This window comes from Aeromicrobium sp. CnD17-E (assembly GCF_024124745.1).
Classification (GTDB): domain Bacteria; phylum Actinomycetota; class Actinomycetes; order Propionibacteriales; family Nocardioidaceae; genus Aeromicrobium.
Genome location: NZ_JAMXRU010000006.1, coordinates 57,136 through 71,375, shown reverse-complemented (window position 1 = coordinate 71,375; position 14,240 = coordinate 57,136). Strand labels below are relative to the sequence as shown.

At 73.2% G+C, this 14,240-nt stretch carries 14 protein-coding genes and 1 pseudogene; 4 read left to right on the top strand and 11 right to left on the bottom strand.

The window, feature by feature from the left end; all coding sequences use genetic code 11:
• Positions 1-1,198 (bottom strand): annotated as a pseudogene (locus NH339_RS02795) (hypothetical protein); the annotation flags it as partial.
• 144 nt (positions 1,199-1,342) lie between these two features.
• Positions 1,343-2,122, bottom strand: a complete 780-nt coding sequence (locus NH339_RS02790; RefSeq protein WP_253022244.1) for an enoyl-CoA hydratase/isomerase family protein — start codon at positions 2,120-2,122, stop codon at positions 1,343-1,345.
• 134 nt (positions 2,123-2,256) lie between these two features.
• Here NH339_RS02790 and NH339_RS02785 point away from each other — a divergent pair, with 134 nt between their 5' ends.
• A complete protein-coding gene (locus tag NH339_RS02785; protein WP_253022242.1) occupies positions 2,257-3,945 on the top strand; it encodes a maltotransferase domain-containing protein in 1,689 nt (562 codons plus the stop codon).
• 62 nt (positions 3,946-4,007) lie between these two features.
• Positions 4,008-4,886 carry an NUDIX hydrolase gene (locus tag NH339_RS02780; RefSeq protein ID WP_253022240.1) on the top strand — a complete coding sequence of 293 codons (879 nt, stop codon included), beginning with the start codon at positions 4,008-4,010 and terminating at the stop codon, positions 4,884-4,886.
• A 16-nt stretch (positions 4,887-4,902) separates the two neighbouring features.
• Here NH339_RS02780 and NH339_RS02775 read toward each other — a convergent pair whose 3' ends face one another.
• The 9 genes from NH339_RS02775 to NH339_RS02735 form a co-directional block, all read right to left on the bottom strand.
• Positions 4,903-5,865: a hypothetical protein gene (locus NH339_RS02775; RefSeq protein ID WP_253022238.1), complete on the bottom strand. Its 963-nt coding sequence runs from the start codon at positions 5,863-5,865 to the stop codon at positions 4,903-4,905.
• Positions 5,862-6,920 carry a hypothetical protein gene (locus NH339_RS02770; protein ID WP_253022236.1) on the bottom strand — a complete coding sequence of 353 codons (1,059 nt, stop codon included), beginning with the start codon at positions 6,918-6,920 and terminating at the stop codon, positions 5,862-5,864. The genes NH339_RS02775 and NH339_RS02770 overlap by 4 nt, the downstream gene beginning before the upstream one ends.
• Positions 6,921-6,992: 72 nt before the next feature.
• Positions 6,993-7,895: a tetratricopeptide repeat protein gene (locus NH339_RS02765; protein ID WP_253022234.1), complete on the bottom strand. Its 903-nt coding sequence runs from the start codon at positions 7,893-7,895 to the stop codon at positions 6,993-6,995.
• A 71-nt stretch (positions 7,896-7,966) separates the two neighbouring features.
• Entirely contained in the window at positions 7,967-8,536 is a 570-nt protein-coding gene (locus tag NH339_RS02760) for a PH domain-containing protein (RefSeq protein WP_253022232.1), read from the bottom strand.
• A 4-nt stretch (positions 8,537-8,540) separates the two neighbouring features.
• Positions 8,541-8,699, bottom strand: a complete 159-nt coding sequence (locus NH339_RS02755; protein WP_169795969.1) for a hypothetical protein — start codon at positions 8,697-8,699, stop codon at positions 8,541-8,543.
• An 88-nt stretch (positions 8,700-8,787) separates the two neighbouring features.
• Positions 8,788-9,756, bottom strand: a complete 969-nt coding sequence (gene meaB / locus NH339_RS02750; RefSeq protein WP_253022230.1) for a methylmalonyl Co-A mutase-associated GTPase MeaB — start codon at positions 9,754-9,756, stop codon at positions 8,788-8,790.
• Between the two features lie 26 nt (positions 9,757-9,782).
• A complete protein-coding gene (locus NH339_RS02745) occupies positions 9,783-10,973 on the bottom strand; it encodes an acetyl-CoA C-acetyltransferase (RefSeq protein ID WP_067856349.1) in 1,191 nt (396 codons plus the stop codon).
• Between the two features lie 129 nt (positions 10,974-11,102).
• A complete protein-coding gene (locus NH339_RS02740) occupies positions 11,103-11,417 on the bottom strand; it encodes a LysR family transcriptional regulator (RefSeq protein WP_253022228.1) in 315 nt (104 codons plus the stop codon).
• Between the two features lie 159 nt (positions 11,418-11,576).
• Complete coding sequence (locus tag NH339_RS02735) at positions 11,577-11,978, bottom strand: LysR family transcriptional regulator (protein WP_253022226.1); 402 nt, start codon at positions 11,976-11,978, stop codon at positions 11,577-11,579.
• A 91-nt stretch (positions 11,979-12,069) separates the two neighbouring features.
• On the opposite strand from NH339_RS02735, the gene mce reads away from it, so the two are divergent.
• Together mce and ccrA are read left to right on the top strand one after the other, a co-directional pair.
• The gene (gene mce / locus NH339_RS02730; protein WP_253022224.1) at positions 12,070-12,519 is read left to right on the top strand and encodes a methylmalonyl-CoA epimerase; all 450 of its coding nucleotides are present in this window, start codon (positions 12,070-12,072) and stop codon (positions 12,517-12,519) included.
• A 156-nt stretch (positions 12,520-12,675) separates the two neighbouring features.
• On the top strand, positions 12,676-14,016 hold the full coding sequence (ccrA, locus tag NH339_RS02725; protein WP_253022222.1) for a crotonyl-CoA carboxylase/reductase: 1,341 nt from the start codon (positions 12,676-12,678) through the stop codon (positions 14,014-14,016).
• The last annotated feature ends 224 nt before the right edge of the window (positions 14,017-14,240 follow it).

Here is a 14,240-nt window from a genome sequence, read left to right as displayed (position 1 = left end):
GGGCGGCGCTGACGCGCTGCTGCGCGGCGGCACTGGCGGCCGCGAGCTTCTCGGCGAACGTGCTGGGCGCGGGAGCCTGTGCGGCCTGGTCGTCCTCGGCGGGCTGCTCCGGCGTCACGGGGGTCTCCTCGGCCTGCACGGCCTCGTCGTCCGACGGGACCGCGGCGGCCTCCGTCGTCTCCTGCTCGAACGTCTCGTCCTGGACCGCAGACTGTTCGGCAGTGGTCTGCTCGGCCTCGGCCTGCTCGGCAGCGGCACGCTCAGCCTCCGCCTGCTCGGCGGCAGCACGCTCCGCCTCCGCCTGCTCAGCGGCAGCACGCTCCGCCTCCGCCTGCTCAACGGCAGCACGCTCCGCCTCCGCCTGCTCAACGGCAGCACGCTCAGCCTCCGCCTGCTCAACGGCAGCACGCTCAGCCTCCGCCTGCTCAGCCGCAGCACGCTCAGCCTCCGCCTGCTCAGCCGCAGCACGCTCAGCCTCAGCCTGCTCAGCCGCAGCACGCTCCGCCTCAGCCTGCTCAGCGGCAGCACGCTCGGCGTCCGCGTCGGCGTCCGCGGTGGACGCGGTCTCAGGCTCCGCGAGGGAGGAGGCCGTCGGGGGCGCCCAACGGCGCGTGCCCGCGGAGACGGCGACCTCGCGCGGCTCGTCGTCGGCGTCCTCGACCGCCGGCAACGTCTGCGTCGCGTCGGACAGCGCCGCGTCGATGTGCTCGTCGTCGGCCGACGGCGCGGCCGTCGCCTCGACGGCCGGCTGCTCTGCCGTGGCGGAGACCTCCGCCGCCGACGTGGTCGTCTCGGGCGTGCTCACCTCGGGCGTGGCCGTCTCGGGCGTGGCCGTCTCCTGCGGCGCGACGGGCTGCGGCTCGGGCTCGCTCGCCTGCGCGGCCGCACGCTCCTGGGCCTCGATGGCCTCCTCGGCCGCCTTGAGAGCGGGCTCCGGCTCGTCGCCGTCGCGGCGACCTCGGCGAGAGGCGTTGAACGCGCGGGCGGCGTTGCGCTCGGCGCGTCGCTTCTCGGCAGCCATCTGCCGCGCGGCACGCTGGGCCGCGCGCTTGGCCCGTCGGTCGTCCGGCGCGCCGCGTCGCACGTCGTCCGCGGCAGCCTCGGTGTCGCCGCCGGACTGCTCCAACATCTCGGCAGCCACCTTCAACGGATCGGCGCGTCGACGCTCCTGCGGCTGGTTCGAACCTGAGTCGGTCATGACTACCCTTCTCGCGAGCACGGCGGCACGTCGCAGCACAGTATGCCCCATGCGTCCCTGGTGCCACAGGTGTTCCGTGGCGATGTCGAGGCGTGAGACCTCAGACCCGTAGCGGCGTCCTCCCCGCGTCGGTAGTCCGCCCTCTCACGACCCACTGAACGTGGCCTTCCCGGGCCCGTTCTCGACGAAGGAGTCCATGCCGGCGCGGCGGTCGTCGGTGGCGAACAGTCCTGTGAACTCGATCCGCTCGATCTCCAGCCCGGTCTGCAGGTCCGTCTCGAGCCCGCGGTCGACCGCACTCTTGGCCGCCCGCAGCGCGAGGGCCGGTCCCCCGACGAAGCCCCGTGCCCACGCGACGGCTGCGTCGAGCACCTCGTCCGCCGGGAGGACGCGGTCGACGAGACCGATCCTCAGCGCCTCCTGCGCGTCGACGAAGCGTCCGGTGAAGATGAGGTCCTTCGCGACCGACGGCCCCACGAGCCGCGCGAGCCTCTGGGTGCCCCCCGCGCCGGGGATGATGCCGAGCAGGATCTCCGGCTGCCCGAGCTTCGCGTTCTCCGCCGCGAACCGCACGTCGGTGGAGAGGGCGAGCTCGCAGCCCCCGCCGAGGGCGAAGCCGGTGATCACGGAGACCGTCGGCTTGCCGATGGCGGCGACCGCGCGCGTGAACTCCTGCAGGAGATGACCGTGGCGCACCATCTCCTGGTACGACATCGCAGCCATCTCCTTCACGTCGGCACCGGCCGCGAACACCTTCGGTCCGCCGTGCAGCACGACCGCAGCGACGTCGTCGCGCGTGTCCACCTCCCGCGCCGCCTCGACCAGCTCGCGCTGGACCTGCGCGTCGAGCGCGTTCATGGGCGGGCGGACGAGCTGGACGAGGGCGACGCCGTCGGTCACCTCGAGCTGGACGAGCTGGGTCACGCTGGTTCCTTCCGTCGGGCCGGCGTCGTGACACCGGCCACAAAGCCGTGGCCGTGAGCATAGGAGGAGCGCCACCTGCTCCGACGCGCGGGTGAACAGGGTGCGGACCGCCTCCGAGCCACTAGCGTGTCCCCATGGTCGCTCGGGTCCCGGTGCTGGAAGTCCGTCCGTGCCTCGACCGCGGACGGTTCCCGGCCAAGGTGGTCCCCGGCGAACCGCTGACCGTCGAGGCACTCGTGCTGCCCGACACGGTCGACGTCGGCGCAGCGGTGGTGCTCACCGCACCCGACGGCAAGCGACGCGACCCCGTGCCCATGCAGCACCACGGCGACCACGTCTGGTCCGCCACGGTGACGGCCGACGAGGTGGGCGCGTGGACCTACCACGTGGAGAGCTGGCAGGAGTCCCTGCGCACGTGGGCGGCCCGGGTCGTGGGCGACATCGACCACGGGGCCGACCCCGAGACGGTGCTCGCCCAAGGCAGTGCCCTCGTGCTCGCGCTCGGCAGCGAGGACCCAGCGGCACTGGAGGTGGGCGACGACCTCCTCGACACCGCCACGCCGGCCCACGAGCGGCTCGCCGAGGGCCTGGCGTACGTGGCGTCCCTGCCCGACCACCTGGGTCGGGCCGACGTCGGCTCGACCGAGCCGCTCCCCTTGCGCGTCGACCCCGAGCGGGCCCTCGTCGGGGCCTGGTACCGCCTGACGCCGTCCACGCCCGACGGCACGCTCACCGACGCCGCCGCACGCCTGGACCACGTCGCCGCCCTGGGCTTCGACGTCGTCCGCCTCCCTCCGGTGCACCCCACGCGCGGGCGTCCGTGGCACGCCGCCCCCGTCGTCGGGCCGCACCTCGACGTCGACCCGCGCCTCGGCACCGTCGCCGACCTCGACGCCCTCGTGCAGCGGGCCCACCAGGTCGGGCTCGAGGTGGCCCTGGAGCTCACGTGGACGGTCGCCTCCGGTCACTCGTGGCTCGAGCAGCACGCAGGCTGGTTCGTGCCGACCGGGGACGACACCTGGCGGCTGGATCCCGATGCCGAGCCGGCCGGCGTGCTCGGTCTGGTGCTCGAGACGCTCGTCGGCTGGGCCGACCGTGGCGTCGGCGCCTTCGTGGTCCGGGACGCGCACCACTGGCCGCTCGGGCTGTGGGAGCACGTGCTGCGCGAGCTGGCCGCGGCAGCACCCGACGTGCTCCTGCTGTCGGAGGGCGACGCGAGCCCCGCGCAGGCTCACGCCCTGGCGCTCGTCGGGTTCCACCAGACGACGCCGGCGCTGCACGACGCCCTCGGCCTCGCCGACGTGGAGGACGTCCTGGCCGGCGTGGGGCGCGGGTCGGTCACGCGGACGCACCTCGTCGCCGCGCCCGGCGGCGGGCGCGCCTCCACCCTGGACGACGGTGGCGCCGCCACGCGGTGCGCGTGGGCGGCGGTCGCCGCGCTGGGCAGCCCGGCCTGGGAGACGAGCAGCACCCTGGAGGAGGTCGACGGCCCCAGCTCGGAGCCGGAGCCTGACGTGGCGACCCTCCTTGGTCGCCTCAACGAGCTGCGTCGTGCGCACCCAGCCCTGCGTCGCCGACGCGGCCTCGTGCTGCACCGCGTGCACCACGCGGGTGTGCTCGCGTTCAGCCGGAGCGACGGCGAGGACACGCTGCTCGTCGTCGTCGACCTGTTCCCCGCCTTCCCCAAGTCCGTCGGCGTGCCGGACGCGCTCGGCGCGCCGGGAGAACGGCTGCAGGACGAGCTGGACGGAACCTGGCACACCCTCGACGCACTCACGCTCGACCCGGCGCACCCCGTCCGCGTGCTGACGGCACGCCGTTGAGCACGCACGTCCACGCGCCGGACCCCGCTGCGTGCCGGTGACCGGCCGCGTACGGTGACGACGTGACCGCCATCCTGCGTGACGACGACCTCCACCTCGAGCCGACGAGCGGCGCGGACGGCCTGCGCGGCTGGTCCGTGGTCGTCGGCGGGGAGCGCCGCGGCACGATCGCCCTGCTCGACGAGGGCCGCGGCACCGGCTCGGTGCGCTGGAACACCGGCACCGGCGAGCAGTCGCTGGGCCTGGCCGTGCGCGCCCTGCGTCTCGTGCTCGCCTACGCGTTCGACGACCTCGCGCTGCAGAGGATCGAGGCACGTGTCCCGGTCGAGCGCACCGGCGACGTCCGCGCGGCGTCGATCAGCGGGTTGCGTCGCGAGGGCATCGCGAGGGGTGCCGGCGACTCCCCCGACCGCGCCCTGCTCGCGCGGCTGCGCGACGACCCGCCGGCCGACAGCCGCGACGGCTTCATCGCGCTGCTAAATGCCGGCCTGCCGACGAAGCGGGTCATCTCGCAGGGTGTCCTGCGTGACGGCGAGGGCCGGGTGCTGCTCTGCCAGCTCACCTACAAGCAGGAGTGGGACCTGCCCGGCGGTGTCGTGGAGGTCGGCGAGTCGCCGTCGGAGGGGCTCGTCCGCGAGCTGGAGGAGGAGCTCGGGCTCACCCTGACCGTCCACGGCCTGCTGACCGTGAACTGGCTCCCGGCGTGGCGCGGGTGGGACGACGCCTGCGTCTTCGTGTTCGACCTGGGCGTGGCCGACGCCTCCGTCGTCGACACCATGACACTGCAGCCGACGGAGATCGCCGGGGTGCACTGGTGCGACGCCGACACGGTCCGCAGCCGCGCGACGGCTGCCGCGACCGAGCTGCTCGAGGCGCTCGCCGAGGGGGACGTCCCGCCCTACCGCGAGGCACCGCTCGCCCCCGAGCCGCCGGTCGTCTGAGCCTTCGGGCCCGCCCTCAGGGCCCCTCGGCCTCCACCACGCCCCCGTACTGGCCGATGACGCGTGGGCGTCCCGACCCGCCGGGGATCTCGACCAGCACCTGGTGCAGGTAGCGCAGACGCCCGGACGAGGACACCCCCGACTCGAGCAGCGCCTTCTGCGGCGAGTCGTCCGGCCAGGTCACCTGGATGCCGTCGCGCACGCGGTAGGAGTCGACCCGCTCGAGGGTGGCGAAGACGAGTGCTCCGCCGTCAGCGGTCCGCAGTGCGTGCGTGACCTTCTCGGCCTTCCACGTCTGCCCGAACCGGACGCCGTCGAGGGAGGCGTTGCGTCGCGCCGCGGTGCGCATCTGCGCGCGGAAGTCGTCGTTCTCGATCGTGCGCGCCGCAGCCGCCGACGGGTCCTCGAGAGCGGCGGCGTAGCGGTCGGCGGCCTGCTGGGGCGACATGCTCATGCCCGTGGCGCTGCGGGGGTCGACCGTCAGCGCCGCGCCGTCGCGCTCCCGCAGGTCGGGAAGACGCGTGCTCAGCACCGTCTCGGGACTCGCGACGAGGAACCAGGGGTCGACGGCCGACCCGCGCTCGAAGACCTGCACGCGGTTGACCTTCGCAGCCTGGTCGCGGACCTCCACGACGAACCAGAGCGGGTAGCCGGTGAACCGGGGTACCGCGAGTCGCTCGACCTGGTCGGACGTGCCGTCGGACCCCACGCCGCGCGAGAGGCGCTGCGCGACGTCGAAGGAGCCGGTGTCGATCGCGAGCACCGCCCCGCTCTCGACCGTCGACAGCGGCTTGGGGTCGAGCAGCTTCGCGGCCGCCTCCCGGACCTGGTCGTAGCGGCTCAGCACCTGCTCCACCCCGGCGCGGTCGATCGGGACCGTCGAGGCGGGGCGGTCGTCGCGAGGGCGCGGCACGGTGCAGGACGTCAGGGCCAGCACGCAGGCCAGCAGCAGCACCACCGGAGCGGACCGTCGGCTCATCCGTCCCGCCTCCCGTCGTCCGCCGGCGCGTCGTCGACGTGCTCGTCGTCGGCGAGCTCGTAGTCGGCCAGCTCCTCCTCGGACACCTCGTGCTCCACACCGTCCTCGTCGACGAACACGTAGACGACCGCCGGAGGCGGCACCTCGCCGGCCCCGGTCCCTGTGCCCGTCTCCGTCGCGATGGCGACGGAGGTGTCCGGTTCAGGGTCGGTCAGTTCAGGACTGGTCGGGTCGGGGCTGGTCGGGTCGGGGCTGGTCGGGTCGGGGCTGGTCGGGTCCGGCGCGTCGGCGGCCAGACGCTCCTGGAGGCGCGCCGCCTCCTCGGCCGTGATCTCGTGCTCGACGCCGTGCTCGTCGACGAACACGTAGACCTCCTCCTCCACGACCTCGACCTCCTCCCCCAGCTCCTGCGCCCCGGCGTCGCGCTCGCGCCACGGACGTCGAGGACCCGCGGTCGCCACCGACGGGCCGCGCCGCAGGAGCAGGCCCGACCAGGCGAGTCCCAGTCCGACGAGCAGTGCGCCGAGACCGAGGCCGAAGCCGCCCCTCACGCCGTACGCGAACGTGACCCGCAGCCCCGAGAGGTCCGAGGCGCCGACGGCGAGGATCGCGAGCGAGACCGGCGTGTCGGGCAGGGTCGTGCTGATCGACGCACCCCCGAGGCCCGCCGAGTCGGCGATCCACCAGTCCAGGGCCGTGGGTGCGCCGGGAAGCGCTGGTCGACCCCGACGCTCCGCCGTGCGCACCGTCCACGGCGCGCGGAACGAGGTGACCTCGAGCCGTCGTGTGCCGGCCAGGTAGTCCTGCACGTCGACGGTGTTGCCGAGACCGACGAACACCGGCTTGTTCACGGGGACCTCCACCAGGACGTCGACCTGCAGTCCGCGGTAGGTGATGACGTCGGGCGCCGTGACCACGGCCACGCCGTCGGTCCGGACCGCGTGCGGTCCCGTCGTGAACCGGCTGTCGGGGCCGAGCACGACCATGACGGCTGCTCCGGCGAGGGCGATGAGAAGACCGACCACGACGAGCGGCCAGGCCAGACGTCGCGCCATCACCCCTCCTCGCCGTGGCTGCTCCCACGGCTGCCGTCGCCGCACCCTAACGCGCGGGCGAGGCCCTCGCCGTCAGAAGAGCGCCGACGCCAGGGCGCGTCGCGCGTCGGCGACGCGGGGGTCGGTGGTGCCCACGACCGTGAACAGCTCCAGGAGCCGCTCGCGGATCCGGTCGCGGTCCTCACCGCGAGCGGTGCGGACCAGTCCCACCAGGCGGGCGAACGCGTCCTCGACGTGGCCGCCGCTCACGTCGAGGTCGGCGACGAGCAGCTGGGCGTCGACGTCGTCCGGGGCGTCCGCGGCGGCCTTGCGCGCCAGCTGGAGGTCTGCGTCCTTCGTGCGGGCGAACAGCTTCACGCCAGCGAGACGCTCGGCGACCTCCGCGTCGCCGGGGTGCTGCAGGGCGAGCCGCTCGTACTCGGCCACGGCCGTGTCGGTGTCACCGGCGGCGAACGCCGCGTCCGCAGCAGCGAAGCGCGGGTCGTCCGCGGGCTCCTCCGGCTCGGCGGACTCGCCGCCGGCCGGGGTCGCACGTCCGGTCAGCCCGTTCTGCACCGCGAGCGCCACCAGCTGCTCGAGGTACTGGCGCACCTCGGTCTCCTCCGCGAGGCCCTGAAAGAGCGGCACCGGCTGGCCCTTCACGAGCCCGACGACGACGGGGACGCCCTGCGCCTGGAGCGCCTGGGCGATCGCCGGGTTGGCGTCGATGTCGACCGCAGCGAGCAGGATCCGTCCCTCGAGCGTGTCGACGACCCGTCCGAGCAGGTCGACGAAGTCACGGCTCTGGGGTGCGCGGGGCGACCAGAGCGCGAGCACCACGACGTGCTGCATGGACGCCTCGAGCGCGACGGTCTGGAAGGTCTGCTCCGAGACGTCGACCGTGTAGCCACCGCCGGGACACGACGGACCGGCCGGCGGGGCGGACGGCTTGGCCAGGGCGGAGAGGTCGATGGCACCAGGGCGCGAGAAGCTCATGGCCCCATCCTAGGAACTCGCCCCCGGCGGCGGCTCCCCCTGCCGCCTGCGAGGTCCGAGGGTCCGGTGCGTCAGCGTCCGTCGTGGAGGGGCCGCGGACCGTCCGGGCGCGGCCCGCGCAGCCCGGCGCGCTGCACGACCCGCTGGATCGTCAGGTCGCGCTCGTCGGGATCGCCGATGTAGCGGATGTCGCGCAGCCCCTGCGCCTGCGCGGCCGACTCGAACACGAAGTGCCCGTAGCCCAGCAGGCGCCCCACGAACGGCTTCTCGACCGTGATGTCGAGGATGCGGGTGATCGGCATCGTCGCGATGCGGACCGAGAAGACGCCGGAGGCGCGGAAGACGCGCATGTTGGTGATCACGAAGACGTCCCGGTGCTCGCGGGCGACGGCGAAGAGCGCGTACCCGAGCCCGCCGGCCGCCAGCAGCAGGAAGAACCAGCCCAGCTGGATGGGGCCGACGAACGCGAGCACGCCGACGAGCAGCGCGGCCAGTGCGACCGCCGCGGGGCGCAGGTACACGACGCCATGTTTGCGCACGAGGTCGATGACGTGCTCGCCCTCCTCGGCGAGGAGGTGACCCTCGACGTCCTGGTCCGGGATCCGCGCCAGCAGGGCGGCCAGCGCGGAGCTGCCCAGCACGGGACTACCGGGTGAGCTCGTCGACGAAGATGAAGACCTGCCCGAAGGCGTCGATGACCGCGTTGACCGCACCGCTGACCGCGTCGGCAGCGCCGGCGGGCGCGGTCAGCAGGTAGTAGACCACGAACGCGGCGACGAGGAGCACGAGGACCTTCTTCAGCACGGCACCATTCCTACCCCAGGCGGGCCTCGCGACCCGGCAGGCGCGCCCGGCGTGGCCCGTCCCACGTCAGCGGGTCGTCTGCGGCGGACTACTGGACGACGTCGAGCAGCACGTCGGCGGCGGCGAACGGGTCCTGGTCGCCGGCCAGCACGTCCGCGGCGAGGTCGTCGAGCCTCGCGTCGGCGCCGACGTGCCCGAACCGCTCCCGCAGCTCGTGCACGGCGACCGCCTCGATCTCGCGTCGGGTGCGGGCGAGTCGACGACGACGCAGGTCGCCGGAGGCCTCCTGGTGGGCCCGGTGACGGTCGATCTCGGTGACGACGTCGTCGATCCCCTCGTCCCGTGATGCGACGGTGAGCAGGATCGGCGGCTTCCAGGCACCCTCGGGCCGTTCGGCCATCGCGACCATGGAGCGCAGCTCGCGGCGGGTGGACTGGGCACCGTCGCGGTCGGCCTTGTTGACGACGAACACGTCGCCGACCTCGAGGATGCCGGCCTTCGCCGCCTGGATGCCGTCGCCCATGCCGGGCGCGAGCAGGACGAGCGTGGTGTCGGCGAGCCCGGCCACCTCCACCTCCGACTGTCCGACGCCCACCGTCTCGACGAGCACGACGTCGCAGCCGGCCGCGTCGAGCACCCTCAGGGCGTGCGGCGCGGCCCACGACAGCCCGCCGAGGTGCCCGCGGCTGGCCATCGAGCGGATGTACACGCCGTCGTCCGTGGCGTGGTCGCCCATGCGGATGCGGTCGCCGAGCAGCGCACCCCCCGTGAACGGCGACGTCGGGTCGACGGCCAGGACGCCCACGCGCTTGCCGCGCGCCCGCAGCGCCGTGACCAGGGCGGCGGTCGACGTCGACTTGCCGACGCCGGGTGAGCCGGTGAGGCCGACCACGTGCGCCCGGCCCACGAGCGGCGCCAGGGCTGCACTGACCTCGCGCAGCACGGGTGACTCGTCCTCCACGAGGGAGATGAGACGGGCGACCGCCCGGGGCTGCCCCTCCCGCAGTCGCGCGACGAGGTCGGCGACGTCGGGTGCGCGCAGGCGCGAGGCAGCCACGGGCGGTCGGTGGGGGTTCGTCGGCGTCAGGCGGACGGCACGGTGATCAGCAGGGCGTCGCCCTGGCCGCCGCCACCGCACAGCGCGGCCGCGCCGAGGCCACCGCCGCGACGCTTGAGCTCCAGCGCCAGGTGCAGCACGATGCGCGCGCCGCTCATGCCGATGGGGTGACCGAGGGAGATCGCACCGCCGTTGACGTTGACGATGTCCTCGGAGATGCCGAGCTTGCGCGTGGAGGCGATGCCCACCGCGGCGAACGCCTCGTTCAGCTCCACCAGGTCGAGGTCGGCAGCGGTCTTGCCCTGCTTGGCGAGCGCCTTCTCGATCGCGTTCGCGGGCTGCTCCTGGAGCGTGGAGTCGGGGCCGGACACGTTGCCGTGCGCGCCGATCTCGGCGATCCAGCTGAGGCCCAGCTCCTCGGCCTTGGCCTTGCTCATCACCACGACGGCTGCGGCGCCGTCGGAGATCTGGCTGGCCGTGCCGGCGGTGATGGTGCCGTCCTTGGAGAACGCCGGACGCAGCCGGCCGAGCGACTCGGCGGTGGTGTCGCCGCGGACGCCCTCGTCGGCGGAGACGACGACCGGGTCGCCCTTGCGCTGGGGGATCTCGACGGGGACGATCTCCTCGTCGAAGACGCCGTTCTTCTGCGCGGTGGCCGCGAGCTGGTGGGACCGGGCGCCGAAGGCGTCCTGCTCCTCCCGGGTGAACGCGTCGAGGTCGGCGTTGCGCTGCTCGGTGAGCGCGCCCATCGCCTGGTCGGTCAGCGCGTCCCACAGGCCGTCGTACTCCATGTGGTCGAGCAGCGTGGTCTTGCCGTACTTGGTGCCCTCGCGGGAGCCCTGGAGCAGGTGCGGCGCCTGCGTCATCGACTCCTGGCCGCCGGCCACGACGACGTCGTACTCGCCCGCGCGGATCAGCTGGTCGGCCAGCGCGATCGCGTTGATGCCGGAGAGGCAGACCTTGTTGATGGTCAGCGCGGGGACGTCGAGCGGGATGCCGCCCTTGAACGCGGCCTGACGGGCGGGGACCTGGCCGGCGCCGGCGCCGAGGACCTGGCCCATGATCACGTAGTCGACCTGGTCGCCGGTGATGCCGGCCTTCTCGAGGGCACCCTTGATGGCGATGCCACCGAGGTCGGTGCCGGACAGCGTCTTGAGGCCGCCGAGGAGGCGACCGATCGGCGTGCGGGCGCCGGCGACGATCACGGACTGGGTCATGGGGTTGCTCCCTTGCATGGACACAGGTGGTGGGGTGCCGGTCACTCTACTCGCGAGTCACATGCGTGGTCCCAGGGTGTGCGTCACGTCACGACGTCGCGTGCGCGGCACCGCCCCCGCCGTCGCGCCTCACCCGTCCTCGGGGCCCACCGGGAACGTCCTCGTGACGAACCCACGGTCGGAGGAGGCGTCGCCGATGTGCTCGAGCTCGCGCGCCGCGGCCAGCATGAGACGGGCCAGGGGGACGGCGCGTCGCCCTGCCTCGGTGAGCACGACCCGCGATCCCCGCCGATGGACCAGGCGCGTGCCGCACCCCTTCTCGAGCGCCTGCACCTGGGCGCTCACGGCCGGCGTGGAGAACCGCAGGACCCGGGCGGCGTCGGTGAAGGAGCCGATCTGGTCGACCGCCACGAGGGCGCGCAGCATCCGCAGGTCGAGATGCACGGCGACTCCCCCTCCCCTGGCTCCGCGGCGGCCGTCCCGGCCTGATCCGTGCGCGCCGGTACGGAGCAGGGCGGGTCCCGACGATCGGGCGGCCTGCTCGACCGCGCAGCATCGAGCCAAGAGCAGCGGGCCCCCGGAGGACAACGAGATTCACGATCTCTAGCACTGCTCTTGAGAAGTCCCTCGCTTCCTGGTATTGGCCACCGGACCGTTGCTCCCCGCGGCGTCGTGACGTGCCGTCGCGCGGACGTCGCCGGCCGGACGTCGACCCTGTGGTCCGGGCACGGCCGGCCCGGACTGCGCCGACGCCTCCAGGCGCTGGAGCTCCTGCGCGGCGACCAGGATGAGCCGCGCGATCGGCACGGCTCGCCGACCCGCGGACGTGAGCCGCGTCCCCGCGCCCGTGCGCTCGACCAGACGCGTCCCGCACGCCTTCTCCAGGGCGCGCAGATGGGCACTGACGGCAGCCGGGGAGAACGCCAGCGCCTGCGCCGCGCCCCCGACGGATCCGTGCGCCTCGACCATCACCAGCGCCCGCAGCATGCGCATCTCGACGTGCATCCGACCTCCGCCCTCCGTGGACTATCGACACTACGTTCGATCTCGGACGACCGGCCCGCGCCCGGCTGCACGCTCCTCTACGCTGCCTCCCATGACCTCCTCCTCCGTCGTCCCCGACCACCTGCTCGTCGCGATCGACCACGTCGGCATCGCCGTCCCCGACCTCGACGAGGCACTCGCCTTCTACTCCTCGGTCTTCGGCCTGGAGTCGATCCACGAGGAGGTGAACGAGGAGCAGGGCGTCCGCGAGGCGATGCTGGCGGTCGGCGACTCGGGCTCGTGCATCCAGCTGCTCGCGCCGCTGGACGACAGCTCGACGATCGCGAAGTTCCTCGACCGCAACGGCCAGGGCGTCCAGCAGCTCGCCTACCGGGTGACCGACATCGACGCGGTGTCCGCGATCCTGCGCGACCGGGGCGTCCGCCTGCTGTACGACCAGCCGAAGCGCGGCACGTCCGACAGCCGCGTCAACTTCGTGCACCCGAAGGACGCCGGCGGCGTGCTCGTCGAGCTGGTCCAGCCCGCGGCCACCGGCCACTGACGTCGCCGCGGCGCTCCGCGCCGCTCTCGCGCCGGGCCTCGACCGCGGCGTGACCTGATCCACATGCGCGAGACGGGACGCAGAAGGCTACGTCTCGGTAACATCGCCGAAACCCGTGCCGGACCGAGCGCCGGAACACCCACCACTGGAGGCCCCGTGCAGCACATCCTCGACGCGATCCTCGCCGGAGACACGGCGGGCGAGGACTTCGCCAACCTGGAGATCCCCGACCACTACACCGCCGCCACCGTCCACAAGGACGAGGTGGACATGTTCGAGGGCGTCGCCAGCCGCGACAAGGACCCGCGCAAGTCGATCCACGTCGAGGACGTGGCCCTGCCCGAGCTGGGCCCGGGCGAGGCGCTCGTCGCCGTGATGGCCAGCGCCATCAACTACAACACCGTCTGGACGTCGATCTTCGAGCCTGTCTCGACCTTCGGCTTCCTCGAGCGCTACGGCAAGCTGTCGCCGCTCACCAAGCGCCACGACCTGCCCTACCACGTGGTCGGCTCCGACCTCGCCGGCGTCGTGCTGCGCACGGGGCCCGGCGTCACGCAGTGGAAGCCGGGCGCCGAGGTCGTGGCGCACTGTCTGTCGGTCGAGCTCGAGGACCCGGCCGGTCACGACGACACGATGATGGACCCGCAGCAGCGCATCTGGGGCTTCGAGACGAACTTCGGCGGACTCGCCCACATCGCCCTCGTGAAGTCCAACCAGCTCCTGCCGAAGCCCGACCACCTCACGTGGGAGGAGGCCGCGTCCCCCGGCCTCGTCAACGCGACGGCCTACCGCCAGCTCGTGTCCAAGAACGGCGGCAACATGAAGCAGGGCGACAACGTCCTGATCTGGGGTGCCTCCGGCGGACTCGGCGGCTTCGCCACGCAGTACGCGCTCAACGGTGGTGCCAACCCGATCTGCGTCGTCTCCAACGAGGAGAAGGCCAAGATCGTGCGCAGCATGGGCGCCGAGCACGTCATCAACCGTTCCGAGGAGAACTGGAAGTTCTGGAACGAGGACGGCACCCAGCAGAACCCCAAGGAGTGGCAGCGCCTGGGCAAGAAGATCCGTGAGCTGACCGGCGGCGAGGACATCGACATCGTCTTCGAGCACCCCGGTCGCGAGACCTTCGGCGCGTCGGTCTACGTCACCCGCAAGGGCGGGACGATCACGACCTGCGCGTCGACCACGGGCTTCATGCACGAGTACGACAACCGCTACCTCTGGATGAACCTCAAGCGGATCGTCTCCAGCCACTTCGCCAACTACCGCGAGGCCTTCGAGGCCAACCGGCTCATCGCGCAGGGCAAGATCCACCCGACCGTGTCGAAGACGTACAAGCTCGAGGACGTGGGCCAGGCGTCCCTCGACGTGCACCACAACCTCCACCAGGGCAAGGTCGGCGTGCTCGCGCTGGCCCCCGAGGAGGGTCTGGGCGTGCGCAACGAGGAGTTCCGCGCCCAGCACCTCGACGCGATCAACCGCTTCCGCGGCATCTGACCCGCGCAGGCACGCAGCCCGTCGAGGGCCCGGACGCACCGCGTCCGGGCCCTCGTCGCGTCCGGGCGTCGACGCGGCAGCACGGACGTCCGGCACACGCCCGCGTCGTCGCTGCGTCGTCGTCCCGCCTGGGTATGGTGGACGACGTCGCACACCGCGGCCGGCGCAGCGGCGCACGCCGCGCCACCGGCGTCCCAGCACGACCTCCAGCACACCCCCCGAAC

Excerpts from the sequence above, each read along its gene's own strand:
- NH339_RS02785 (WP_253022242.1), top strand. The coding sequence starts at position 2,257 with ATGGTCGCTCGGGTCCCGGTGCTGGAAGTCCGTCCGTGCCTCGACCGC.
- NH339_RS02775 (WP_253022238.1), bottom strand. The coding sequence starts at position 5,865 with ATGAGCCGACGGTCCGCTCCGGTGGTGCTGCTGCTGGCCTGCGTGCTG.
- NH339_RS02770 (WP_253022236.1), bottom strand. The coding sequence starts at position 6,920 with ATGGCGCGACGTCTGGCCTGGCCGCTCGTCGTGGTCGGTCTTCTCATC.
- NH339_RS02765 (WP_253022234.1), bottom strand. The coding sequence starts at position 7,895 with ATGAGCTTCTCGCGCCCTGGTGCCATCGACCTCTCCGCCCTGGCCAAG.
- NH339_RS02745 (WP_067856349.1), bottom strand. The coding sequence starts at position 10,973 with ATGACCCAGTCCGTGATCGTCGCCGGCGCCCGCACGCCGATCGGTCGC.
- NH339_RS02735 (WP_253022226.1), bottom strand. The coding sequence starts at position 11,978 with ATGCACGTCGAGATGCGCATGCTGCGGGCGCTGGTGATGGTCGAGGCG.
- mce (WP_253022224.1), top strand. The coding sequence starts at position 12,070 with ATGACCTCCTCCTCCGTCGTCCCCGACCACCTGCTCGTCGCGATCGAC.